This is a genomic window from Vibrio fortis, from assembly GCF_024347475.1.
In the GTDB taxonomy this organism is placed as follows: Bacteria; Pseudomonadota; Gammaproteobacteria; order Enterobacterales; family Vibrionaceae; genus Vibrio; species Vibrio fortis.
This window is the reverse complement of record NZ_AP025488.1, coordinates 1152296-1176663: the sequence shown is the minus strand read 5'-3', so window position 1 is coordinate 1176663 and position 24368 is coordinate 1152296. Positions and strand designations below refer to the sequence as shown.

General features: G+C 44.1%; 21 protein-coding genes. 13 read left to right on the top strand and 8 right to left on the bottom strand.

Annotation, left to right across the window (positions count from 1 at the left end; translation table 11 throughout):
• Positions 1-27: 27 nt before the first annotated feature.
• Positions 28-1179, bottom strand: a complete 1152-nt coding sequence (locus tag OCV50_RS19720; protein WP_261904353.1) for an MFS transporter — start codon at positions 1177-1179, stop codon at positions 28-30.
• Between the two features lie 259 nt (positions 1180-1438).
• Positions 1439-2482, bottom strand: coding sequence for an AraC family transcriptional regulator (locus OCV50_RS19715; protein ID WP_261904352.1), 1044 nt, complete (start codon positions 2480-2482; stop codon positions 1439-1441).
• 256 nt (positions 2483-2738) lie between these two features.
• On the opposite strand from OCV50_RS19715, the gene OCV50_RS19710 reads away from it, so the two are divergent.
• Both OCV50_RS19710 and OCV50_RS19705 read left to right on the top strand, forming a co-directional pair.
• Positions 2739-4310, top strand: coding sequence for a long-chain-fatty-acid--CoA ligase (locus OCV50_RS19710; protein ID WP_261905241.1), 1572 nt, complete (start codon positions 2739-2741; stop codon positions 4308-4310).
• Positions 4297-5946 carry a GMC family oxidoreductase gene (locus tag OCV50_RS19705; RefSeq protein WP_261904351.1) on the top strand — a complete coding sequence of 550 codons (1650 nt, stop codon included), beginning with the start codon at positions 4297-4299 and terminating at the stop codon, positions 5944-5946. The genes OCV50_RS19710 and OCV50_RS19705 overlap by 14 nt, the downstream gene beginning before the upstream one ends.
• 158 nt (positions 5947-6104) lie before the next feature.
• Here the strand turns inward: OCV50_RS19705 and trxC are convergent, their stop codons facing one another.
• Positions 6105-6539: a thioredoxin TrxC gene (gene trxC / locus OCV50_RS19700; protein WP_261904350.1), complete on the bottom strand. Its 435-nt coding sequence runs from the start codon at positions 6537-6539 to the stop codon at positions 6105-6107.
• Between the two features lie 122 nt (positions 6540-6661).
• On the opposite strand from trxC, the gene OCV50_RS19695 reads away from it, so the two are divergent.
• Together OCV50_RS19695 and OCV50_RS19690 are read left to right on the top strand one after the other, a co-directional pair.
• A complete protein-coding gene (locus OCV50_RS19695) occupies positions 6662-7756 on the top strand; it encodes a ketoacyl-ACP synthase III (RefSeq protein ID WP_239840037.1) in 1095 nt (364 codons plus the stop codon).
• A 19-nt stretch (positions 7757-7775) separates the two neighbouring features.
• On the top strand, positions 7776-8240 hold the full coding sequence (locus tag OCV50_RS19690) for a GNAT family N-acetyltransferase (RefSeq protein ID WP_261905240.1): 465 nt from the start codon (positions 7776-7778) through the stop codon (positions 8238-8240).
• 92 nt (positions 8241-8332) lie between these two features.
• Here OCV50_RS19690 and OCV50_RS19685 read toward each other — a convergent pair whose 3' ends face one another.
• On the bottom strand, positions 8333-9211 hold the full coding sequence (locus OCV50_RS19685) for an endonuclease/exonuclease/phosphatase family protein (protein WP_239840036.1): 879 nt from the start codon (positions 9209-9211) through the stop codon (positions 8333-8335).
• Between the two features lie 303 nt (positions 9212-9514).
• Between OCV50_RS19685 and nrdD the strand changes: the two genes are divergently transcribed.
• Both nrdD and nrdG read left to right on the top strand, forming a co-directional pair.
• On the top strand, positions 9515-11635 hold the full coding sequence (nrdD, locus tag OCV50_RS19680; protein ID WP_239840035.1) for an anaerobic ribonucleoside-triphosphate reductase: 2121 nt from the start codon (positions 9515-9517) through the stop codon (positions 11633-11635).
• 103 nt (positions 11636-11738) lie between these two features.
• Entirely contained in the window at positions 11739-12209 is a 471-nt protein-coding gene (gene nrdG / locus OCV50_RS19675; RefSeq protein WP_261904349.1) for an anaerobic ribonucleoside-triphosphate reductase-activating protein, read from the top strand.
• Positions 12210-12299: 90 nt separating this feature from the next.
• On the opposite strand, the gene OCV50_RS19670 is transcribed toward nrdG, so the two are convergent.
• The gene (locus OCV50_RS19670) at positions 12300-13685 is read right to left on the bottom strand and encodes an MATE family efflux transporter (RefSeq protein WP_261904348.1); all 1386 of its coding nucleotides are present in this window, start codon (positions 13683-13685) and stop codon (positions 12300-12302) included.
• 199 nt (positions 13686-13884) lie between these two features.
• On the opposite strand from OCV50_RS19670, the gene OCV50_RS19665 reads away from it, so the two are divergent.
• From OCV50_RS19665 to OCV50_RS19655, 3 genes are all read left to right on the top strand, one after another.
• Positions 13885-14724, top strand: coding sequence for an AraC family transcriptional regulator (locus OCV50_RS19665; protein WP_261904347.1), 840 nt, complete (start codon positions 13885-13887; stop codon positions 14722-14724).
• A 187-nt stretch (positions 14725-14911) separates the two neighbouring features.
• Positions 14912-16096 (top strand): amino acid aminotransferase, encoded by a 1185-nt coding sequence (locus OCV50_RS19660; RefSeq protein ID WP_239840032.1) that lies wholly within the window; start codon positions 14912-14914, stop codon positions 16094-16096.
• 12 nt (positions 16097-16108) lie between these two features.
• Positions 16109-16804 (top strand): ATP-dependent zinc protease family protein, encoded by a 696-nt coding sequence (locus OCV50_RS19655; protein ID WP_239840031.1) that lies wholly within the window; start codon positions 16109-16111, stop codon positions 16802-16804.
• A 129-nt stretch (positions 16805-16933) separates the two neighbouring features.
• Here OCV50_RS19655 and OCV50_RS19650 read toward each other — a convergent pair whose 3' ends face one another.
• The 3 genes from OCV50_RS19650 to OCV50_RS19640 form a co-directional block, all read right to left on the bottom strand.
• Positions 16934-18820: a methyl-accepting chemotaxis protein gene (locus tag OCV50_RS19650; protein ID WP_261904346.1), complete on the bottom strand. Its 1887-nt coding sequence runs from the start codon at positions 18818-18820 to the stop codon at positions 16934-16936.
• A gap of 174 nt (positions 18821-18994) precedes the next feature.
• Positions 18995-19519 (bottom strand): hypothetical protein, encoded by a 525-nt coding sequence (locus OCV50_RS19645; protein WP_261904345.1) that lies wholly within the window; start codon positions 19517-19519, stop codon positions 18995-18997.
• An 84-nt stretch (positions 19520-19603) separates the two neighbouring features.
• Positions 19604-19975 carry a YgiW/YdeI family stress tolerance OB fold protein gene (locus tag OCV50_RS19640; protein WP_239840028.1) on the bottom strand — a complete coding sequence of 124 codons (372 nt, stop codon included), beginning with the start codon at positions 19973-19975 and terminating at the stop codon, positions 19604-19606.
• A 196-nt stretch (positions 19976-20171) separates the two neighbouring features.
• Here OCV50_RS19640 and OCV50_RS19635 point away from each other — a divergent pair, with 196 nt between their 5' ends.
• From OCV50_RS19635 to modC, 4 genes are read left to right on the top strand one after another with little or no spacing between them, the layout of a single operon-like run.
• Positions 20172-21659 (top strand): cobyric acid synthase, encoded by a 1488-nt coding sequence (locus OCV50_RS19635; RefSeq protein WP_261904344.1) that lies wholly within the window; start codon positions 20172-20174, stop codon positions 21657-21659.
• Positions 21660-21678: 19 nt separating this feature from the next.
• Positions 21679-22434, top strand: coding sequence for a molybdate ABC transporter substrate-binding protein (modA, locus tag OCV50_RS19630; RefSeq protein WP_261904343.1), 756 nt, complete (start codon positions 21679-21681; stop codon positions 22432-22434).
• Positions 22434-23132, top strand: coding sequence for a molybdate ABC transporter permease subunit (gene modB, locus OCV50_RS19625; protein ID WP_261904342.1), 699 nt, complete (start codon positions 22434-22436; stop codon positions 23130-23132). Before modA ends, modB begins: the two co-directional genes overlap by 1 nt.
• Entirely contained in the window at positions 23129-24235 is a 1107-nt protein-coding gene (modC, locus tag OCV50_RS19620) for a molybdenum ABC transporter ATP-binding protein ModC (RefSeq protein ID WP_261904341.1), read from the top strand. Before modB ends, modC begins: the two co-directional genes overlap by 4 nt.
• Positions 24236-24368 lie beyond the last annotated feature (133 nt).

The window sequence follows — 24368 nt, the reverse complement described above, 5'->3', positions numbered from 1 at the left end:
TTATTCACCCGTTATGTTGGAAGAAGCTTACTCGCCAGCAATCTGTAGGTGAGACCGTTTAAGGCTTGCAATCAACATGTAGATCGTTGTTGCTAGCAAAGAAGCAAACAAGTAAGTAAACAAACCTGCTTGAGAATCCATAAAGCTGTCAGCAATGATCGGGCCGGCAACTGAACCTACGCTGTAGCAAAGTAACATCACTTGAGTGACTGAAACTAAGTAGCTCGGATCTAGGTTGCGGCAGCCTAGGTTAATCGCAATCGGGTAAAGAGCAAATGTCGCCATCCCCAACGCAAAAAGGCTTATACCTAGCACGTAAATACCAGAGTTAAGTGTCAGCATTGCGATGCTTGCCACGCCCATTAAGCTGAACAGTGCCATTAGTAACACTTGACCAACGTATTTGGATAGCCAAGTCACAACAGGTTGTACAGCCATGCCGCCAATGATGACCAATGCCATCAAACCGCCAATGTCTTCATGCGCAATGTTACGCTGCTCAAGCTCTACTGGCATTAGACCGTAGATAGCACCTAAAGTGAGGCCAGACACAATACAACCGATCAGCGCGCTGTGGCTCAGTTTGCTGATCTGTTTTAGTGACAGCGTTTGAGCGTCGTGCATTTGTGGCGCGGTTGCTTGTCCGTATTGCAATACAATGATGGCACCGAACAGTAGTGTGAACATCGCGATGAAAGGTACACCACCTGTAATACCTAAGTAACCGATGCCTAGCTGACCAACTGCAGAGCCGCCGTATAGCGAACACATGTAGATAGCTAAACGCTTTGCTCGTTGAGACTCTTCTCCGCTCATGAGCCAAGACTCGACGATCACAAAAATACCAGCAACAGAGATACCAGCAACAAATCGAGCCGCTAGCCAGACCGCTGCATTTGGCAGTAAAGGCAGTACCAGTATAGTTGCGATAAACACACTTAGACAGAGTACGAATGCTCTCTGATGACCGACTTTTGCTATCGCACGTTCAATCAATAACGTCCCCGCTAATAAACCTGCATAAAACGCACTTGCCAACCAACTCGACAATGAGCTCTCTAGACCGTATTCAGATAGCATTAATGGCAAAGAGCTCATCAAGTAACCTGATGCAATCGCGTAGAAAGAGAGTGCAATAACCGGAACGGTAATGCGAGTGTTGGTTTGGATGTCGTCCAATGTAGGAGCCTCTAGATAGTCGTGGAACAGTGAATTTTCCGCGACTATGGGGCACAAACAGTTTTAGGTAAAACGAATAATAATGACCGTAAAGATAAAAGATTTTTGTCGAACTATTTGGTCAAAAGAACCTTGTTAAATAGAGTGGGAAAAGAGGGTTTTTGTCAGTTATTCAAGACTAAATCTTTGTGATTATTCCAAATTAATGAACGCAACATCATTAAAGATAACCTCGAACGAATGGGACTATATAGAACGATTACTCGATAGGTGGTTCACTGATTATACTCTTGCGATAAGCGCGAGGTGCAACGCCACTCCATTTACGAAATGCATGTCGAAAATTGGCACTGTCGGAAAAACCAATACGTTCAGAGATCTCCTCAATGGAGAACTGGGTTGAGTTTAAATAGTGTTTTGCTAAGTGGAATCGCACGTGATCGAGGATTTCTTGATAGCTAGTACCGCTCGTTTTTAAATGACGTCGTAATGTTCGTGACGACATTCCTAACTGCTTAGATAAAACTTCAATTGAAGGGTAGTTGCCTGGGTTTTCTAAGAAACGTTGAGTCACTTGTTCACGAAGGTTACTCGGTGAACTGATCTTCTTTAATAGATCGTCACAGGAATTCAGACACATTTTTAGTGTGATTGGATTGGCGGTAGGTAAAGGGGCGTATAGACACTCAGAGTCAAACTCCCATTCGAGTTGGGGGCTGTTGAACTCGACTTTACAATGAAATACCTCTTGATAACGGTGGCCGTATTCTGGTTCGGGATAGGGAAAACGGATCACTTTGGACGGAAAGGGACGTTGCATCACTTCTTCACATAAGCTCTGAATGGCAGCGAACCAATACTCACAACAAAATGGCAATAGACCTTCGATATCTACCAGTTGCTCTGCTCGAAAGTAACCAATCTTTTCGTTTACGGACATCGTCTTTTTCAAAACAGGCCCTGCCAACTTTAGGTATTTAAACCCCATTACAAGAGAGTCTAACAAGGTGTTGCTACTGAACACGGCATAACCTAATACGCCAAAGTCACTAAAACGTGCCTGCAGTCCGACATTAAGGCCAAGATCTTTCTCTTCAGTGATCGCGAGAGCATTGCTGTAGACGGCAAGTTTCTGAGCTAAGGAGACGTGAGCATCGGGCGCAGTGAGTTGTAGTGGATCAATATGGCTACCTTCCAGCAACTCAGGTATAGCTACTCGAGTGTCTAGATAGCGCAATAACAGATGAATATCTAAGATACCAAATGCTTGCATGTCAGGTTCATAAACTGCGCATTGCTCCATCTTCATCCTCCAAGTTTCACCTTACCACGGCCACATTCGAGCTCATTGTGTCCGAATATCACCGATTTTTGTCTTTATGCAACCTGTGTTGGATGTTAACAAAATGTTGTAATCATAAAAGTTAGATGAGTGCCAAAGGAGACATGGAGTCCTAAAAACATTCTATAACGGTGATTAAATTTGAAATGGATCTTGCTGGTGGTGATGTATTTAGAGCTTAAATAGTTACATTGTCACCTAAAACAAGGAGAGCATGATGCACAACTTAGCGGTAAATCTAGAGCGAAGCGCAACGATATTTCCAACCAAGCCAGCCCTACGATGGCAAGACAAACAAATGAGTTATCAAGAGCTTAATAGGATGGCGGGCAGAATCGCATTCAACTTAAAGCAGATTGGAATAACTCACGGCGATAAAGTGGCGTTGTCTTGTCCAAACACTGCGGAATTTGTCATTGCTTACTACGGTATTCTCAAAGCTGGTGGTGTTGTCGTTCCTCTTAATATCTTATTTAAGGCTCGTGAAGTTGAGTACCATCTCAAAGACTCGGATGCCAAGGTATTTCTATGCCATAAAGGCGACCAAACTCTCCCTATCGCTGAATTCGGTAGGGCGGGTTTTGACCGAGTTGAGGGATGTGAACATTTTGTACTGATGAACGACATCGCTTCAGGGGCTGACACACTTTTCCAACAGTGGTTAGATAACGATGTTAATGCGTGTATCGAAGAGACACAGGTGCACGCTGGCGACGATACGGCGGTAATTCTTTATACCTCTGGAACAACGGGTCAACCGAAAGGAGCAGAACTGTCGCACACCAATATGCAGACTAATGCGATGTCTTCACAGTACCTAATGAGATTGGAATACAGCGACACTACGCTTGCAACACTGCCGCTGTTTCATAGTTTTGGACAGACCGTGATGATGAATGCGAGCATTTTAACGGGTGCAACGATTGTGTTGATTCAACGTTTTGACCCTTCCGATGTCATTGAACAGATCATTGATCATAAAGTGAGTATCTTTGCAGGTGTGCCAACCATGTATATGGCTATCCTTAAAGCAGGACAGGCGTGCCAGGAGCGATCCGATAAAGTCAAACATAGCCTAAGGCTTGGTGTCTCTGGTGGCGCATCAATGCCCATTGAGATCATTCGCCAATTTGAAAAACAGTTTGAATTACCCATTTTAGAAGGCTACGGATTATCAGAAACTGCACCTGTTGCGACCTTTAATCACATAGATGGCGATAGAGTAGCGGGTAGTGTCGGACAACCCTTGTGTGGTCACCTCATTAAGATAACGGATATTGAAGGAAACAGAGTTGCTACTGGTGAGTTGGGTGAGATTTGCATTAAAAGCCCAAGTGTTATAAAGGGCTATTACAAGAGGCCACAGGAAACGCAAGAGAGTATTCGTGATGGGTGGTTTTTGACAGGTGATATTGGCAAGCTGGATGATCACGGCAACCTGTTTATTATTGATCGTGTGAAAGACATGATCATACGTGGTGGCTACAACGTTTACCCACGGGAGATTGAAGAAGTGCTGATCTGTCACCCAGATGTAGAGATGGCAGCCGTCGTCGGGTCACCAGATGATAAGCTTGGAGAAGAGGTCCATGCGCATGTGGTGGTTCGAGAGCTAGCCTCCGTTAATGCCAAAGAGATTCAAGCTTGGTGTCGTAGCCAGCTTGCTGATTATAAGTATCCACGCCATGTGTACATACGTACAGCATTACCAATGACTGCAACGGGTAAGATTCTCAAACGCGAATTGAGCCCAACTCAAGGGAAGGAGTTCATACATGACGCAGTATGATTTTGTTATCGTCGGTGGCGGCTCTGCAGGCTGTGTCTTAGCATCACGTCTCTCTGAAGATCCCAATGTTGAAGTGTGCCTGTTAGAGGCTGGTGGAAAAGATAATAGCCCATTAATTCATACTCCGGTTGGCGTTGCCGCTATTATGCCGACAAAAATCCATAACTGGGGTTTTGAAACAGTGCCGCAACAAGGCTTGAATGGGCGTAAAGGTTATCAACCTCGTGGAAAAACCTTAGGTGGCTCAAGCTCGATCAATGCCATGATGTATGCACGAGGTCATAAATATGATTATGACTTATGGCAAGAAATGGGCAATTCAGGTTGGAGCTATAAAGAATGCCTCCCGTACTTTAAGAAAGCTGAGAATAACGAACAGCATAAAGACGACTACCATGGGCAAGGAGGACCATTAAACGTAGCGAACCTCCGTAGTCCGAGCCGTATGATTGAGCGTTATTTAGACGCTTGTGAATCCATCGGCGTACCACGCAATCCTGATATTAACGGGGCAGAACAGTTGGGTGCGATGGCGACACAAGTAACGCAACTCAATGGTGAGCGTTGTAGTGCCGCAAAAGCATACTTAACGCCCAACTTAGCCAGACCCAACCTAACTGTGGTTACGAATGCGACCGTTCATAAAATACTGTTTGAAGGAAAAACAGCAGTAGGCATTGAATATGGGTCGAAAGGACATGCATTTCAGATTGGTGCTCGCAAAGAGGTGATCCTATCGGCTGGTGCGTTTGGCTCGCCGCAGATTCTTATGCTGTCAGGCGTTGGCTCACGTGAAGAACTAATAAAGCACGGCTTGCCTGTTGTGCATGAATTGGTGGGCGTTGGGCAAAACTTACAAGATCACATTGACCTTATTCATAGCTATAAGTGCAGCGACAAACATGAAACTTTTGGTGTATCACTTCAGATGAGCGCAGAGATGACCAAAGCGCTGCCCTTATGGCTGAAACAGCGAACTGGCAAGATGACCAGCAACTTCGCCGAAGGTATTGGCTTTTTCTGTTCAGACGATGACGTGACGGTTCCTGATTTAGAATTTGTGTTTGTAGTGGCGGTTGTTGACGATCACGCAAGAAAAATTCATATGAGTCATGGTTTTAGCTCACATGTAACCTTGTTAAGACCTAAGACTCGGGGCTCAGTTACATTGAAAAGTGCTAACCCTTACGATCCACCAGAGATAGACCCAGCATTCTTTAGTCATCCTGATGATATGAAAGTGATGATCAAAGGATGGAAGAAACAACATCAAATGATGGAAAGCGCAGCATTTGATGATGTTCGTGGGGCAAACTTCTATCCCGTGGATGAGACAGATGACAAAGCGATAGAGCAGGACATTAGAAATCGCGCAGACACTCAATATCATCCAGTAGGCACATGCAAAATGGGCATAGCTTCTGATTCAAATGCTGTTGTGGATGAGAATCTAAAAGTCTATGGTTTGGAGCGCTTAAGAGTAGTTGACGCTTCAATTATGCCCACACTCGTCGGGGCTAACACGAATGCACCAACCATTATGATTGCGGAGAAGATCTCAGAGCGGATCAAAAAGGATCATGGTTTATGTGCCCAAGATTCTGATGAGCGAGCTGAGGCTGTGTCGACTGCATAAGAGAGCCAAACGGCAACTTAACGATTGTTATATCTCTATATTAAAAATCGTTTTAGATGAATACTCGTTAGCTAAAAGAATGGATGGGGAATAGGGCATAGAACAGAGAGTAGAAGCAAAAGAGTCAGAACAGTGGAGGCTGTTCTGACTCTTAGTGTTTATTTGGTTAGAGCTTGATTAAGCCACTGATCAAATTGACCTTTCGGTAGAGCACCGTTGATCGTATCGACCACTTTACCTTGCTTGAATACCATGATGGTTGGAATGCTGCGGATCGCAAATTGAGCCGCAAGCTGTTGTTGCTCTTCGGTGTTGATTTTCACAAAACGCACATTGCCGTTTCGTTCAGCGGCAACATCACTAAATACCGGCGCAAATCCGACACATGGGTTACACCACGTCGCCCAAAAGTCGACCACGACAGGTTGATCACTATTAAGTAGCGTTGAGAAGTTCACGCTTGTCCCTTCCACTGGCGCGCCATCTAATAATGGGCTTTTACATTTACCACAAGTCGGGCTTTCTGAAACACGCTCAGAAGGGACACGGTTAACACCCTGACAAGCAGGACAACGAGTATTGAATGTAGACATAACTTTCTCTTTTTATTGCTCCACTTTGCCTAACACGATTTACGAACTAGCCACTGTGTGCTTATACTGTTTGAAACAACACTACGATACTCAAATAAAAACAAACAATAAATAGGTAAATGATGACAAAGTTTTACGCTGAAATTACCGGGTGGGGAAAGTGTCTACCGCCAGCGACGCTCTCCAATGATGACCTCAGTACTTTTATCGATACGTCTGACGAGTGGATTCGTACAAGAACAGGGATTGAAAACAGAAGAATCAGCCATGTAAATACATCGGATTTAGCGACTGTTGCCGCTCAACATGCGATGGCGTGTGCTGGCCTAACAGCAGAAGATATCGACATTGTTATTGTCGCAACTTGCTCTCCAGACTCTCTTATCCCAAATACCGCTTCTAAGGTTCAACAAAATCTAGGCATTAAAAGTGCCGCAGCATTTGATTTGAACGCAGCGTGTACTGGTTTTATCTATGGTTTAGAAACCGCAACTCGCTTAATTCAAGCGGGCAATTACCGAAACGCGATTGTAATTGGCGCAGAACGACTTTCATTCTTTATCGACTGGACTAAGCGAGACACCGCAGTTCTGTTTGGTGATGGTGCAGGTGCAGCTGTTTTGTCACGCACTGAAAAACCAGTTGGTCTACAACAAGCTCAAATCGGCTGTGACGCTGAAGGGCGCGACATTCTTGCTGTACCTAAGTTCGGTACTTCAATGGATCGTTTCGCTGCAGACAACGGTTACTGGGACTTTGATTTTGTTGGCAAAGAGATCTTTAAGCGTGCTGTTAAGGGGATGGGTGCCGCCGCTCATACGGTTCTGAGCCGCACGGGCATCTCAACAGACAACATTGATGTGGTCATTCCACACCAAGCGAACATTCGAATCATTCAAACATTGTGTGATATGGCGGGTATTGAGCGCGAGAAGGCGTTCGTCAATATTCAAAACTACGGCAATACTTCTGCTGCTACGGTTCCAATTGCAATGTGTGAAGCCCTTGAGCAAGGTGCGGTTAAACCGGGTGCGAACATACTTGTGGCTGCATTTGGTGCTGGTTTAACTTGGGGTGCAGGACACATAACATGGGGTGATCGCGTAGAGCCTCTTGCGACATCAGATGCTTGCCTGCCTGAAAGTGATAAGTCTGCTCTGGAGTTATTAGAAAACGCAATTTTACACTGTAAAACGCGCCCTAACGCACAGGCGTAATCTAATGAATGTAAGGCTCATGCAAAGTGCAGACCTCGATGGTGCGGCTAGAGTGCACCAACAAGCGTTTGTACGTCAGACTAAGTCTAAAGAGTGGTTACAGTGTAACTTGATGGCATCGCCTCGATTCATCAATTTTGTATTAGAGCTTGATGGTGAAGTTCATGGCTACATTGTCTGGGCACAAAAGAGTGGCTTTCGTCCAGAAGCTGTCTTAGAGCTTGAACAGTTGGCTGTTTCTAGTGAGCAGCAAGGAAAAGGGCTTGGTAGAACACTGATTCTTGACTCTTTAAAAGTAGTTAAAGAGGTTTTAGCAGAGCAAGGCTCAACGCTTAAACACGTACTCGTCACCACCAGAGCGGATAATTTCGCACAGCAACTGTATAAGTCGACTCTTGGTGCAGAGGTAGAGACAACCATCTCTAATCTGTATTCAGCCGATGAAGTGCTGATGATTGCGAGAAATGTAGGCCAGCGTATTTAAGCGGCTGTAATTTCTATTTTGGACAGCTTAAAAGCAATAAAACGCCCGTATCGATAGTCTCTATACGGGCGTTTTTGTATCGGTCGAATGCATTAGTGAGTTAAACGTGTCGATACAGGGCAGTGGTCACTTAAGAAGTACTTAAGAACGTCTTGTGATGGGAATACGTACTGCTTTGTTGAAGAGGTGTTGAGATCGCCACTAACAATGATGTGATCAATCAACGAACGGAATTGGTGGGTTTTGTTCTTGTTTCGATTTGAACGCACTTTACACTCAGCAGGCGTCGAGCGTGTTGCTAACTGAGCTTGGTTGTTATCACTCAGTACACTCCAAAGCCAATCACCACGGTAAGATAGATTATGATTGAAGTCTCCCAATACCGCATAGGCTTGTTGTTTCTCTTCTCGCTCTACTATCCAGTCGTTTAATAACTTGGCTTGTTGCTTAAGTCGGTCACAATTGTTGTTGCGCTTGTAGGCACCGCTGCACCCGGCTTTTAAGTGAACAGAGAGTAGGTGAACGGGTTTATCTTGGTACTCTGCAACAATGTAGCTTGCAAACCTCAGTTTGCTACCAGAGCGTGTCTCTAACTTGATGTCGGGTTTATTAATAACTTCGACATTTTGTCGGACTACAAAGCCTGTGTATTGGTTTACACCTTGGAATTGATTCGCTTTATATCGACTCGATGCTCGATCTGACATGACAATACGATAGTCGGGACCTACGACTCGTCTAATCGCATCGATATCATCGACCTCTTGAAATGCCATAATGTCGCTATTGAGTTGTTCAAAGTGGTGAGCAAGTTGATCAAAATCTTGTTCATCACGCAGGACGCTCATTTTATTCACAGCCTCATTGGTTGATAACCATTCAATATTCCAACTTGATATGCTTAGAGGTGCACTTAAAACGGAGCCACTAAACAAGCAACTGGTGATAAGCCACTTTTGAAGTCTATTCACGGTGTTTTTCTCTGAATTTTATGTTGATTTTCCCTGAGCCGTTATCCTACAACACTTGGCAAAAATTCAAGGGTTTTTAGGCTTTTTTTATTTGTTACATTGTTTCTTTTCGACTTGAGAGATAACGTCATAAGATTGAATTGATCTTAGTCAGCACTCTGCTTTTATTGATCCAAATCAATACTCGCGTTTGGTGGTTCTCGTTAAATACGCCACAATATCTAGTGTTAGTTAAACGATAAATCGCTCTATATAGTGTGTTTGTGGATAAGTCTGTGAATACCTAGAGAGTAAGGAGAAGTGGTGAAATCAATCGTAATCAAGCGTGATGGCTCAAGAGCTCCATTCAGCAGAGATCGTATCCAAGCTGCAGTGGAAGCAGCATCAGAAAAATCCGATAAGGAAATTGCCATTTACGCATTGAATGTGGCATTAGCCGTTGAGTTAAAGCTCGAAGAGTACGATGAAGTTCATATCTCCGAGATTCAGACCATGGTTGAAAATGAGCTAATGCAGGGGCCGTACAAGTCTCTTGCACGTGCATACATTGAATACCGCCATGATCGCGATATCGCACGTGAAAAGCAGAGTGCCCTAACGCGTGAAATTGAAGGTCTTATCGAAGAGAGCAACGTTGATCTTATCAACGAAAACGCGAATAAAGACGGTAAAGTGATCCCGACTCAGCGCGATCTTCTTGCTGGTATCGTGGCTAAACACTATGCGAAAACACACATTTTGCCACGTGACATCGTTCAAGCGCACGAAAGCGGTGATATTCACTACCACGATCTAGATTACGCACCATTTTTCCCAATGTTTAACTGCATGCTGATCGATCTTAAAGGTATGTTGACGCACGGCTTCAAAATGGGCAATGCGGAGATTGATACACCTAAATCTATCTCGACAGCAACAGCGGTAACAGCACAGATCATTGCACAAGTCGCGAGCCACATTTACGGCGGTACAACGATTAATCGCATTGACGAAGTACTAGAGCCGTATGTAATGGCGAGTTACGAAAAGCATCTACAGTTAGCTAAAGAGTGGGATATTCATAACCCAGAAGCCTTTGCTGTCGCTCGTACAGAAAAAGAGTGTTACGACGCATTCCAATCGCTAGAGTATGAAGTAAATACGTTGCATACCGCTAACGGCCAAACTCCGTTCGTAACCTTTGGTTTTGGCTTGGGTGAAAGCTGGGGATCGAAATTGATCCAACAATCGATTTTGAAAAACCGTATTGCAGGTCTAGGTAAGAACCGTAAGACGGCAGTATTCCCTAAACTGGTATTTGCAATCAAAGATGGTCTGAACCACAAATCAGACGATCCAAACTACGACATTAAGCAGCTTGCACTTGAGTGTGCTTCTAAGCGCATGTATCCAGACATTCTTAACTACGACAAAGTGGTTGAGGTTACCGGTTCATTCAAAACACCGATGGGCTGTCGCAGCTTCTTAAATACTTACGAAGAGAACGGCGAGCTTATCCACGAAGGGCGTAACAACCTTGGTGTGGTGAGTTTGAACCTACCGCGTATTGCTATTAACGCGAAAGGTGATATGGCGAAGTTCTACGCGCTACTGGACGAAAAGCTGAAACTGGCTCGTCGTGCGCTAGAGACGCGTATTAGCCGACTTGAGAACGTGAAAGCTCGCGTAGCACCAATCCTGTACATGGAAGGCGCATGTGGCGTTCGTCTAAAAGCAGATGACTCTATTGCAGATATCTTCAAAAACGGTCGTGCATCAGTTTCTCTTGGTTACATCGGTATTCACGAAGCGATGACTGCACTTTTCGGTACAGAAACGCACCTATACGATGATACTGAAATGCGTAACAAGGCGCTTGAACTCGTTCAATACATGAAGCGCGAAGTGGAATCTTGGACGAAAGAGACAGGTTACGCGTTTAGTCTATACGGTACACCGAGTGAAAACCTATGTAGTCGTTTCTGTAGCATCGATACCAAAGAGTTTGGTGTGATTGAAGGTGTTACCGACCGCGGTTACTACACTAACAGTTTCCACCTTGATGTTCAGAAGAAGGTTAACCCTTACGATAAAATCGATTTTGAGATGCCTTACCCAGAGATCTCGAGTGGTGGTTTTATCTGTTACGGTGAATTCCCGAACATGCAGAAGAACATCGAAGCGCTCGAAAATGTCTGGGACTACAGCTACACACGTGTACCTTACTATGGTACTAACACTCCAATTGATGAGTGTTACGAGTGTGGTTACAACGGTGAGTTTGATTGTACAAGTAAAGGCTTTACTTGTCCTAAATGTGGCAACCACGACTCAACCAAAGTGTCAGTAACACGCCGAGTGTGTGGTTACTTAGGAAGCCCTGATGCGCGTCCATTCAACTTTGGCAAGCAGGAAGAAGTAAAGCGTCGCGTTAAGCACCTGTAACTCAACGCTCTTTCTTATCTGTTAAGCAATAAACTCCCTCTCACAGAAAGAGGGAGTTTAGTTGTTTAAATCAAGCTCTCTTATCCTCAATAGCGACAATTTTATGAATTACCATCAATATCATCCAATCGACGTGGTTAATGGCCCTGGCACACGCTGCACCTTGTTTGTTTCTGGGTGTGTTCATCAGTGCCGTGGTTGTTACAATCAGTCGACGCAGCGATTGGACTCTGGGCACTTGTTTACACAGGCGCTTGAAGACCACATTATTGCTGATCTGAATGATGAGAGGATCAAGCGTCGTGGTTTGTCTTTGTCTGGTGGTGACCCATTGCATCCAGCCAATGTTGCGGATGTCTTAAAGTTGGTAAAGCGCGTAAAAAGCGAATGCCAAGGTAAAGATATCTGGATGTGGACGGGCTATGAGTTAGATGAACTCGATGAGAAACAGAAAGAGGTGTTGAACTATATCGATACTTTAATTGATGGTCGTTTCGAACAAGAGAAGGCGGACCCAAGTTTAGATTGGCGCGGTAGCTCTAACCAAATCATCCATCGTTTTACAGATATCTAATTGCTTCCTCATACTAAAGAAAGAAGGGCTTATCTGCAGCCTAAACTGCAAATGAAGCCCTTAGGTGTGAGTTCTAAAGCACATCTCAAATTACGTGGTCGTGCTTGGTTGTTCTTCGATGAGATTATTAATCCATTTCTTCGAGTTAATTCTTTGGCTTGTTAGCGCAATTTTGATTAGCTCTTCAGCCAATACGATCAACATAACCCATTCTAGTGGCCAGCCTAAAACAAGCGCAGTGTAGTAGGCGAGTGGTATACCAATCGCCCATTGGCCAAACAGGTCAATAAAAATGCTGTAGTTAATATCGCCGCCGCTTTTTAGTACGCCGCCAATCCCAACCATATTGAATACCCTTAGAACCATACCCAGAGCGATAACCAAAGTGACATTTACCGCGGTTTCTTTTAGCTCCAAGTGAGTTAAATCGACTAAGTAGACGATGATAGGTTTTGCGATGAAACAGAGCAGTGCAAGTAACATTGCGAGCCCACAACTCACTAACACATAACCCCAAGCTGTATTCTCGACTCTTTGGTAATTCTTAGCGCCTATTTCGTTACCCAGAACGATAGAGGCTGCAACAGCAAATCCCATAAACGCTGAGATCAAAATGCTTTCTACGGGGGATAGCAAAGAGATGATCGCTAGCTCACCCACGCCCATTTGACCAACGATGACATTGTAGATTAATAGCCCGCCAGCCCAAGCCGTGTCGTGAATCAGCATCGGCATCGCGATAGTCAGGTATTTCTTCCTGTGTTTCGCAAGGAGTGCGTCGCGCCAATTATCTATGGTTGGGAATAAATTTGCGTAATGTTTTTTAGCTATAAAGAGCAAAGCAATAGTCTGTACAAACCTAGATACAGTGGTGCCGATGGCAGCGCCGACGACGCCAAGCTCTGGGAAACCCAATAAACCAAAAATAAGCAGTGCATTAAGCACAACGTTGACCAAAATAGCCAAGATACTGATCTTAGTTGGTAATTTGGCTTCACCCACCGATCGCAACGCGCTTTCGAGTGGCACGACGACAGCAGTACCAATTAGGCTGGCTCCTGTTATCCAAAGGTAATCCGTTGCCAATTGAACGTAATCTGGGTCTGAGGCCACAACAGACACAACAGATTCAGGAGCCAAGATATAGATACCAACGAACGGAATAATGGCTAAAACAGACAGCGCCCACGATTGAGCTAGTGTGCGGCGAATACCATTAAAATCACCCGCCCCAAAATATTGCGAAGCTAGCACACTTACTGCACCACTAATTCCAGAAACCATTATTAGGTTGAAGAAAAAAATTCGGTTTCCAACACCCACCGCGGCCGTTGCTGCATCGCCAAGTTGATTGACCATGAATATATCAACCACGCCAAGCAGGGAAAACATCATAGTCTGCAGTGATACCGGTAATCCTATCTGGATCAGTTTTTGCCAGAACTCTTTGTCTAAATGACGATATGTAGAACGCATCGCATTTCCTAAGTTGTTTGTATGCGAGAAGTTTATCGGTATTTGGTTTCACTGTATTTTTCGGTTGAATCATTAACTTTTGCCAAACTCTCCAAATGCTTGGTTCCAATAAAACTGAACATATGGCATTGAGTCAGTTCATTATTTGAAGGGAACTGGTAATTGAAGGGAAGTGGCAACAACCGGCGAATAGTAAGCGATGAGTGAAAAGCAAGAGTGTTATGAGATATCTGAGAGTACTCATCAAGAATTTGTCGACCAAAGCCATGTATTAGCGTTTGAGCAGCTTGGAATTGTTCAGTGTGGCACGGCTTCTTGTCGCGAATTCTTTTCCGTCTATCGCAAAAACCAACAGAAACATATGCTGTTATTTACCGTGCGCGGTAAAGGGTGGTTAGAGAGTGGCGCATGTCGATACATTCTCGAACCAGGCTCATGCATCACTGTGCCTGCAGGTATCGAAAATGGTTTCGGTATTGAGGAAGAAACCTGGCAGATAGCTTGGATTTTCCTATCTCCAGATAAACAGTGGTTAAACATCGACAATGAAATTCTTTATACATTAACGCCTGCGGCAGAGGTTGTTGCTTCTTGTATACACACCTTGCTGAGAAGTATCTCACTACCGATTGATCTTGGTGGTGCGATCGCTATTCATAGTGTCGCGCAAATTGAAGCATTGATTAACGCTCCCATTCCTCAACCGCAATCTCGCAATGAAATCCGATTAAAGCGAGTCTTCGACAATGCGCAAAAGCAATTGCATAAAGAGTGGAGCATTCAGGATTTGGCGAACCTATTTCCATGCTCTGAACCGCACTTTCATAGGTTGTGTCGGCGTTACTACTCTCACAGCCCTATGACACACCTTATGCGCATGAGAATGGAATATGCGGCGCGGTTGCTGCGCTCAAGTGACTGGTCAATACAGCACATTGGCGAGATCGTCGGCTATCCGAATGCGGCAAACTTTAGTACTCGGTTTAAGGCATGGTCAGGAATGACCCCAAGGCAGTTTAAACAAAATATACCGCAATAGATAAGAAGTCATTTGAAGTCGAACCGCACAGTATGCACATTATTTGAACATCTAAACTGCGCGATAAATCGACGACTATCAGATTACTTATGCTAACTAAGCGCTTCTAATAAAAAATGTTTCTGATTTGACTATGATAATGTTAACGTAAAACTCATTACTTGAATTTCAAAGGGTTGTGACTTTCATGTTTTCACATCTACCAAAACCAACTTTAGATCCTATTCTCTCTCTTTCTGTGGCTTATCGTGGCGATGAACGCCCAAATAAAGTCGACCTAGGTATTGGCGTTTACCGCAATAACCAAGGTGAAACGCCGATTATGAAGGCGGTTTCAATGGCCCAAGATATTGTCGTTGAAAATCAAAAAACCAAAGCTTACGTTGGCCTAGCGGGTTGCGAAGAGTTTAATCAAAGTATGATTGACCTATTGTTGAAAGGAACGTCAGCAATGGATCGCGTAGCCGCAATTCAAACACCTGGTGCGAGTGGTGCATTGCGTATGTTGGGCGACCTGATGAAGGTAGCACAGCCAGACACTACGGTTTGGATCTCTAATCCAAGTTACGTTAACCATCAACCAGTGATGGAAGCGGCAGGACTTAAAGTTAAACACTACTCTTACTTTAGTCCTGAGACAAAACAGGTTGATACAGCAAGAATGCTTGAAGAGCTGTCGCACGCGGGCCCTAATGATGTCGTCCTTCTACATGGATGTTGTCATAACCCAACAGGTGCAGACATCGATTTTGCAGCTTGGCAAGAAATCACAGCGCTTTCACAGAAGAATGGTTTCCTTCCATTTGTTGATATCGCTTATCAAGGTTTTGGTGATGGTCTTGAAGAAGATGCGAAAGGTCTTCAATTCATGGCTGACAATGTTGAAGAGATGCTAATTACAACATCATGCTCGAAAAACTTCGGTTTGTACCGTGAGAGAACGGGCGCGGCGATTGTTGTCGGCAAAAATAGCCAAGATGTTGGTAATGCCAAAGGTAAACTTCTTACTCTTGCTCGCTCTACTTACACTATGCCGCCAGATCACGGTGCAGCATTAGTTAAAACTATTCTTCAAAATCAAGAGCTAACACGTATTTGGAAACAAGAATTGAGTGAGATGCAAGGCCGTTTGTTAAATCTTCGCCAAACATTATGCAATGAATTGCGAAATACTCATAACACGTCACACTTTGACTTCATTGAAAGCCATAAAGGTATGTTTACTGTACTAGGCTTTAAAGAAACTCAAATGAATCAACTACGTGAAGAGTATGGCATTTATGGTGTTGGTGATGGTCGCATCAACATTGCAGGTCTTTCAGAGTCTCATATTCCTTATGTAGCTAACGCAATCGCTAATGTATCAAAATAAAATGGTGACTGAATGTACAATTGGAAAGCAATTATAACCCTGATGTTAAGTGGTGGCCTTGTTGCTTGTTCTACGACGAGTCAAGTTCCTGTCGAGCCAGAGCAGAAACCACAAATCGAACAACCTGTTGTTGACGATTCAAGCAAAGCGGATGAAAAAGACGGTGAGGCTTCTAAAGAGCCGGCAACTGAACCTGAAAAAGAGCCAGAAGAAGTTGTAAAGCCAGCCGAGCCAGAAAAGAAACCAGTACCACCTAAAGAACCTGAAAAGATGATCAAAACCGCTGATGGTAAATTGATTCTTGGGGAAGAAGAGTGGGTATACGTTCCTGGGTTAGAAGAGTCATTTAGAGCACGTGTTGATACAGGCGCGACAACTTCTTCAATCAGCGCAATTGATATTGTCCCATTCGAGCGTGATGGAAAAGACTGGGTTAAGTTCAAAATTGAACACGATGGCATCAAGAGCAAAGAAGTGAGCCTGCCTGTAGAGCGCTGGGTTAAGATCAAGCAGTCTAGTGCGGAAGGTACACAACGTCGTGCTGTGATCGTTGCCAATATTCAAATTGGTGATCTTAAAGATAAAACGGAATTCACATTAGCTGATCGTACGCACCTAAAATACCCATTATTGCTAGGCCGTAGCTTCTTCAGAGATGTTGCGGTTGTTGATGTAAGCAAGAAATACGTTCAAGCTAAAGTGAAATAATAGCTGAGCCTGAACGAGTTCTTCTAAACATTGATACAAACAAAAATCCCGATAAGTGTCGAACTTATCGGGATTTTTTCGTTATAGCAGTTTGTACTTAGGTTAGCACTTAAATAACTAGTACTTAGATTAGTACTTAAATAGCTGGACTTGAGTATTTAACTGCTGCGCGATGCCACGTAGTTCTTCAGATAAATGACGCGAATTATCCGCTTCCGTCGACATCTTGTCAGATACATCATTAACCAGCTGGATATTCTTACTCACTTCGCCTGTTACTGTGCGTTGTTCGGAGGCCGCATTCGATATGTGAGAGGCCATATCCGAGATTTGTTGGATTGACGCAGCAATTTGCTCTAGCGCTTCTGTCGCATTATTTGCATCATCGACACTCGATTGTGCTAGGTTCTGACTGCGTTCCATCGATTCAACTGCAGAAACACTGTTTTTCTGCAATGTTTCGATCATTTCACGGATCTCATCTGTCGAACTGTGAGTACGTTGAGAAAGTACACGGACCTCATCAGCAACAACGGCGAATCCACGGCCTTGTTCGCCAGCGCGAGCTGCTTCAATTGCCGCGTTAAGTGCGAGCAGGTTAGTTTGTTCTGCAATGTCTGAAATGGTCGATAGAATCGCATTAATATCTAACGCGTTCTTCTCCAGTTCCTGAATAATGCCTGATGCATTCTCCACTTGCTCCGCCAAGCTCGTGATTGAGTCTTGGTTGCGGATGATAACGCGCTTACCTTGTTCGCAGTTCTCCGTTGAGCTGATTGCTGAATCTGCAGTCATCTGAGCATTGTTCGCCACTTCTTCTGCTGTTGCAGACATCTCATGAACGGCTGTCGCGATTTGTGAAATCTCATGAAGCTGAACCGCTAAGCCGTCGCTCGTCTGGCGAGCAACATTGGTACTTACCTCAGATTGCTCATTAAGTTGACTAGACGAATGGGCGATGTCACGAACAATTTCTTGGAGCTTGGCAATAAAGGCATTAACGTGTAGCGCCAGCGTTCCAATCTCATCTTTACTGTTCACAGAAATACGTTGTGTAAGGTCACCGTTGCCTTTTGACAGCGCTTCCATTGCTGTACTTAGGGTGGTTAGCGGTGCTAGGGCTTTCTTAATCACAAACATTGCGACGAAGGCGATCACGACCAATTGCAACATGCCAAAGATTGCAGATTGGCGTAGTAGTGAGCGGTAAGATGCGAAAGATTTGGTTTTATCAATCACTATCGTGAAATACCAATCAGTGTGAGGAACTTTTTGTGCAGAAAGGAAAGATTCTGATCCGCCGATAAGCAGTTCTTCAAACTCAGGGCTACTTGCGATCGCTTTGATCTTTTGTGCAGACAGGTTGTTAGAGATGTTTGAGACCGATTTTAGAGTCAGTGAACGATCTTTATGAGCAACAATTTTTCCTGAACCATCTACAAGGAATGCATAAACACCAGGTTGTTCAACGTTAACAATGTCGTTGACCAACGCAGTCAGGTTTAAGTCAGCGCCAATAACGCCCGAGTATCCATTGGTATTAAAGGGAGAGGCGATTGTCACAACCAATTCATTAGTTGCAACGTCTAAGTATGGTTCTGTCACGACAGTGCGACCTTGAGCCATAGGGGTTTTATACCAGTCTCGAGTGCGTGGGTCATAGCCTTCTGGAACTGGTAGATCAACACCTTGCAAAAAGCGGCCGTCAGAAAGACCTGCATAGGCGATTTGGAAACGACCAGCATTAGTACTTTGAGTAAAGTAGCTCTCTGGTGAGCTTGTGTATTTGAAGGCGTCTTTCGCAGCATTCACTACGTTAATTCGGCCTTCAATCCACTTCTCAATACCCGATACATTAGAAGTCGTTAGTGTATTCGAATATTGTTGCACTGAACGGTACGTCTCATTTAACAGTTGTTTACCTGTGACGTATGTTTGAATCATTGTCATTGCAAAAATGATGACAACAAATATCAGAGTCAGTTTGTTTTTTATCGACATGCTGTTACCACCCATTACGGTACTCCATCTATCAGCAAAATTTGTGAGAGATTAGCAGTACGCCATGTTGCGGTAAAGCAATTTTATCTATTGGGCGTTAAATATTTATATCGTCTATGTTTTTCTCGTAACTTAGTGACAAAAATCTAAATAAATTAATGAGTTAAACATAGTGCGGTGTGGCAGTGATTAGAAACCAAATCGCGCTGACATTAATACCTGATGGCCGTAAGTACCGTTGTTACGCATGTCGACACCAACAGATAGCTGGTCAGTGGAATGGAAACGCGCACCGAAGCCAACAATAGAGTTAGTGGCATCATTGTCGATCAGTTGACCAAGACGAGCGTTAACTTCAATGTTTGCCATTAGCCAAGCTTTCACGCCGACGTTCACTTCAGTTTTAAAGCTGTTGTCGTCATTGCGCTCAATGTTGTGTAGCAGCATCTGACCGTAGATGTCAGCAAACTGACCGATAGGGCCATTGAAGCCGATGCCGCCTGCCGCATCCCAGTCACTTTCGAAACCAGTATCTACGCGACCAATAAAGTGTGCATTTTGGGTAAATAGTGTCGTGAACTCACCACCAAATGTACTTGGGCTTGCTCCCATACGGATTTCAAAAGTGTTGTAGTTGAAATTGTTCGCTGATGCGGCAAATGAACACAGCGAAGTTAATCCGATAAGTAGCGTTTTTTTTGCGTAACCCTGCATGGTGACTCCAATTTTTTGTATTTAGGGCAGTATATACAAAAAAGCCTGCAATATGCAGGCCATTTTAATTAGAGTCGATCGAGATTATAGAATTTGGATATGGTCAACTTCGATCTCAGGTGTGTTACCACCTTCATACTCACCAAAGATACGTACTTGAGTTTCAGCCGTCAGTGGTTGAGCTAACTTGATATCATCATCTAGCTCAATTTGAATTTCGCTTTGGCCGTCTGAAAAGATGAACTTGTCGTTACGAACTTGACGAACAATTTTGCCATCTACAATCGCTTCTTGTTCAGAGAACATGCTTGTATTTTCAAGCAGTGTTGCAATAGTCGTAGATTCAACAGGACCTGTGTAAGAGATACCGCCGTTGTTGTCTTTGTGGCCATCTGCTAGAGCGATAGCTGGAGTAAGAATAACTGATGCTGCGATTGCTAGGACTGCTTTTTTCATAATAAATACCTCATTGGTTATGTTTGGTTGAAACGTTTTGTTTCGATGAGGCTATTAAACAATACTGGGTTTGAATTCAGCGTGAGTAACGTATTCATTTTCCATTCATTTTCATGAGCATCTTATTATCAATAACGCTACTATAGAGATAAAAGCGTGGTTATTTTGCGTCTAAGAATCAAGGAAATCAGTTTCAATGTTAACACCACTTAAGGCCCTGATGGTTCAGGGTACAACTTCAGATGCCGGTAAAAGTGTATTGGTGGCAGGTTTATGCCGCGTATTGGCTCGACGCGGCGTTAAGGTTGCGCCATTTAAACCGCAAAATATGGCACTCAATAGCGCAGTAACTGAAGATGGTGGCGAGATTGGACGAGCTCAAGCGGTTCAAGCTCAAGCGTGTAATGTTAAACCTACTGTTCACATGAATCCGGTATTGCTTAAACCTAACTCCGATACTGGTGCACAGGTTATTCTCCAAGGGCGCGCATTGACTAACATGGAAGCCACCGGTTATCACGACTACAAAAAAGTCGCTATGAATACGGTGATCGATTCATTCGGTCGACTTCAGTCAGACTATGAGAGTGTGATGATTGAAGGTGCGGGCAGTCCGGCAGAAATCAACCTGCGTGAAAATGACATCGCTAATATGGGTTTTGCTGAAGAAGCGGACGTTCCTGTCATTATTATTGCTGATATTGATCGAGGTGGTGTATTTGCTCATCTGTACGGAACCTTGGCACTATTGTCAGAATCTGAACAAAAACGTGTTGTTGGATTTGTGATCAACCGATTTCGTGGTGACATCAAGCTACTCGAGTCTGGACTAGATTGGTTAGAAGAGAAAACAGGAAAACCTGTGATTGGCGTTTTGCCGTATCTACATGGCTTTAACTTAGAAGCTGAAGACGCAATTACAACAGCGCAAGAGTCGGATGGTGATGCCAAGTTAAAGGTTGTAGTGCCAGTATTTACAAGAATTAGTAATCATACCGATTTTGATACCTTGCGTTTAAACCCAGACATCGACTTGCGCTATGTAGGTAAGGGTGAACGCTTAGATAAAGCCGACCTAATTATATTGCCCGGAACAAAATCAGTTCGTGCCGACCTCGAGTACATGCGAGAGCAGGGCTGGGATAAGGACCTTCAGCGTCACTTGCGTCTTGGTGGCAAGGTCGTTGGTATCTGTGGCGGATATCAAATGCTTGGACAGTCTATTGATGATCCAGACGGCGTTGAAGGTCAACCAGGCTCTTCAACAGGTTTGGGCTTACTGGATACCACAACGGTTTTGACTCAGCAGAAGACGTTGACCAATGTGAGCGGACGATTGACCTTGAACGGCTCCACATCTGTAGTAAAAGGGTATGAGATTCATGTAGGTAAGACTCAAATCAAAGAAAAAGATGTGCCTATACAGTTAGACTCTGGCGCTATTGATGGTGCAGTAAATAGTGAAAACACTATCTTCGGTACTTATCTTCACGGTTTGTTTGATAATAGTGACGCTTTATCATCGATCTGTGAGTGGGCGGGTGCAAGTACGGTAGCAACGATTGATCACCATGCATTAAAAGAAGAAGGCATTGATCGTATCGCTGATGCCATTGAAGAGTACATGAAGCTCGATTTACTGTGGCCTGAATTCAGTACTATCAAAAATAAAATGAACGAATAATCACGTGAAAGAGAGAGTGATGAAAAAACGATTGCTGACGTTAGCATTAACTTTTTTGGCTTTTCAGGTATCGGCACAAGATTCGATTAAGGTTTATGCCGCATCTTCAATGACCAATGTGGTCAATGAACTGATTTCTGAGTTTGAAAAGAACAATGATATTGATGTGACGCCAGTGTACGCGAGCACATCGTCATTGGTTCGCCAGATCGAGAGAGGCGCGCCTGCAGACGTGTTTATCGCGGCCAACCAAAAATGGATGACACATTTAATCGACAGAGGCCACGTTTCAAGTGACAATGTCACTAATTGGGCAGGAAATGAGTTGGTTTTGATTCAACCTAACTCACATGAAACGGACTATGCTTCATTTAAACTGGATGATGCAAAAGTATGGCAGGAAGCGCTCGTAAATGAACGTCTAGCGGTTGGCAACACAATGTCGGTACCTGCAGGCATCTATGCTAAAGAGTCTTTAGAGACGCTAGGGGTATGGGAGGACGTGCGCCGTCGCTTAGCTCCTAGCAACAACGTACGAATGGCACTTGCGTTGGTCGAGAGACAGGAAGCCAGACTAGGCATCGTCTATAAAACCGATGCAATGCTATCTAAAGACGTTTCCATTATCGACACGTTTCCCGAGTCGTCGCATTCACCAATACGTTACCCTGTAGCAAAAATGAGTGACAACGCCTCGACACAAGCTTTTTATACCTTCATGCAAGGCGACTTTTCTAAGTCAGTTCTCGAACGCTATGGTTTTAATACGCATTAATGTTTTATTTATCTGATTACGAATATCAAGCTTTACTGTTAAGCCTTAAGGTTGCGGGCTTTGCCATTCTTTGGTTGGTCCCAATTGGGATAGCCTTAGCTTGGTTGCTCGCGAAGAAACAGTTTATAGGCAAAGGCTTACTGGAAAGTCTTGTCCATCTCCCTTTAGTACTACCACCCGTTGTGATTGGTTATCTCCTATTGGTAATGATGGGCAGACAAGGTGTGATTGGTTCTTGGCTTAATGATGTATTTGGATTGGTGTTTAGTTTCAGTTGGAAAGGCGCGTCGCTTGCTTGTATCGTCGTTGCGCTACCGCTGATGGTGCGATCTATTCGCTTAAGTCTAGAGAATGTCGACAGCAAATTAGAAGAAGCGGCGGCAACGCTGGGTGCTTCACCTCTCAAGGTCTTTTTTACCATAACCCTTCCACTTATGGTTCCTGGCATTATCACTGGTACCATGCTGTCATTTGCTCGCAGTTTAGGTGAGTTTGGCGCAACAATTAGCTTCGTATCTAACATCCCTGGTGAAACCCAAACGATCCCTTTAGCTATGTACACATTTATCGAAACCCCTGGGGCAGAAATGGAAGCGGCGCGCCTGTGTGCAATCTCTATCGCTATTGCTCTAGGTTCTCTCATGTTGTCTGAGTGGTTAAATCGCAAGACGGCCAATAAATTAGGGGGGAACCAGTGAGTCAATTGATACTGAAATATCAGCAAAAGCTTGGCGAAACTGAGTTTGATGTTGATCTGACTCTACCTAGCCAAGGTATTACAGCGATATTTGGGCGCTCTGGTGCAGGTAAAACCTCTTTGATTAACGCCATAAGTGGGCTTAAGAACCCTGATAGTGGTCTGATTGAGGTATCGGGTAAAACCCTCTTCGATAGTAGTAAAGGGATTAACTTGCCGGTCCACCAGCGCAAAGTGGGCTATGTGTTTCAAGAATCTCGTCTGTTTCCACATATGAAAGTGTCGAGCAACTTAAAATATGGTGTTAAAACGCCTGACCAGTTACATTTTGATCAAGTTGTCGATCTTCTTTCACTACGTGCGTTACTGGATCGTTATCCTGCTAAGTTGTCAGGAGGCGAGAAGCAGCGAGTCGCAATCGGTCGAGCGCTATTGTCGAAGCCAAGTATTTTATTAATGGATGAACCATTAGCTTCGTTAGATTTGCCACGTAAGCGTGAAGTGATGCCTTTTTTAGAAAACCTCTCGGAGAGCGTCAAAATCCCTATCGTTTATGTCACGCACAGTCTCAATGAAATTCTAAGGCTCTCTAACTATTTGGTGATATTGGACCAAGGGAAAGTGCTCTCTTCAGGGCAAACGGAACAAGTATGGGCGTCACGAGCAATGCGACCTTGGCAATCATTCTCTGAGCAAAGCTCGCTGTTTGAAGCGAAAATTGTTGAACATAACGATGACTATGCGCTGTCTAAGCTTGCGTTAGGTGCAACCACGTCACTTTGGGTTCAACAAGTTGATAATCCGATTGACGCATCAGTCAGGCTTCAGATTCGCGCCAATGATGTATCGTTGTCATTAGAGCAACCACAAAGTACATCCATACGTAATATATTGCCCGCGGTTATTCGTAGAGTAGAAACACAGCAGCATGGCCACAACAAGCAGAGTGTCGCTGTAGAGCTTGAGTTAGAAGCGGGGTGTTATTTGTGGGCGACCATCACTTTATGGGCGCTGGATGAGTTGAGCCTAACAATTGGACAACGTGTGTTTGCCCAAATTAAAGGGGTAAGTGTGGCGCAACGTGATATAGCCGTGACACATTAACCGTTGAGTGGTCTCTAGTGGCACAGAAACTTGTGACACTAGTACCATATATTCACATATCATTTGCGATGGATAGCAAAAAGCCGCTCAATAGAAGCGGCTTTTTATTTTCTTATAAAGAACAAAAGGTTAC

What these genes read in the sequence shown, in the direction of transcription:
- trxC (WP_261904350.1), bottom strand. Translation starts at nt 6,539, where the DNA reads ATGTCTACATTCAATACTCGTTGTCCTGCTTGTCAGGGTGTTAACCGT.
- nrdG (WP_261904349.1), top strand. Translation starts at nt 11,739, where the DNA reads ATGAATTACCATCAATATCATCCAATCGACGTGGTTAATGGCCCTGGC.
- OCV50_RS19655 (WP_239840031.1), top strand. Translation starts at nt 16,109, where the DNA reads ATGTACAATTGGAAAGCAATTATAACCCTGATGTTAAGTGGTGGCCTT.
- OCV50_RS19645 (WP_261904345.1), bottom strand. Translation starts at nt 19,519, where the DNA reads ATGCAGGGTTACGCAAAAAAAACGCTACTTATCGGATTAACTTCGCTG.
- OCV50_RS19665 (WP_261904347.1), top strand. Translation starts at nt 13,885, where the DNA reads ATGAGTGAAAAGCAAGAGTGTTATGAGATATCTGAGAGTACTCATCAA.
- OCV50_RS19715 (WP_261904352.1), bottom strand. Translation starts at nt 2,482, where the DNA reads ATGGAGCAATGCGCAGTTTATGAACCTGACATGCAAGCATTTGGTATC.
- OCV50_RS19650 (WP_261904346.1), bottom strand. Translation starts at nt 18,820, where the DNA reads ATGGGTGGTAACAGCATGTCGATAAAAAACAAACTGACTCTGATATTT.
- modA (WP_261904343.1), top strand. Translation starts at nt 21,679, where the DNA reads ATGAAAAAACGATTGCTGACGTTAGCATTAACTTTTTTGGCTTTTCAG.
- OCV50_RS19660 (WP_239840032.1), top strand. Translation starts at nt 14,912, where the DNA reads ATGTTTTCACATCTACCAAAACCAACTTTAGATCCTATTCTCTCTCTT.
- OCV50_RS19710 (WP_261905241.1), top strand. Translation starts at nt 2,739, where the DNA reads ATGCACAACTTAGCGGTAAATCTAGAGCGAAGCGCAACGATATTTCCA.
- OCV50_RS19690 (WP_261905240.1), top strand. Translation starts at nt 7,776, where the DNA reads ATGCAAAGTGCAGACCTCGATGGTGCGGCTAGAGTGCACCAACAAGCG.
- OCV50_RS19670 (WP_261904348.1), bottom strand. Translation starts at nt 13,685, where the DNA reads ATGCGTTCTACATATCGTCATTTAGACAAAGAGTTCTGGCAAAAACTG.
- modB (WP_261904342.1), top strand. Translation starts at nt 22,434, where the DNA reads ATGTTTTATTTATCTGATTACGAATATCAAGCTTTACTGTTAAGCCTT.
- OCV50_RS19705 (WP_261904351.1), top strand. Translation starts at nt 4,297, where the DNA reads ATGACGCAGTATGATTTTGTTATCGTCGGTGGCGGCTCTGCAGGCTGT.
- OCV50_RS19635 (WP_261904344.1), top strand. Translation starts at nt 20,172, where the DNA reads ATGTTAACACCACTTAAGGCCCTGATGGTTCAGGGTACAACTTCAGAT.
- OCV50_RS19695 (WP_239840037.1), top strand. Translation starts at nt 6,662, where the DNA reads ATGACAAAGTTTTACGCTGAAATTACCGGGTGGGGAAAGTGTCTACCG.
- OCV50_RS19640 (WP_239840028.1), bottom strand. Translation starts at nt 19,975, where the DNA reads ATGAAAAAAGCAGTCCTAGCAATCGCAGCATCAGTTATTCTTACTCCA.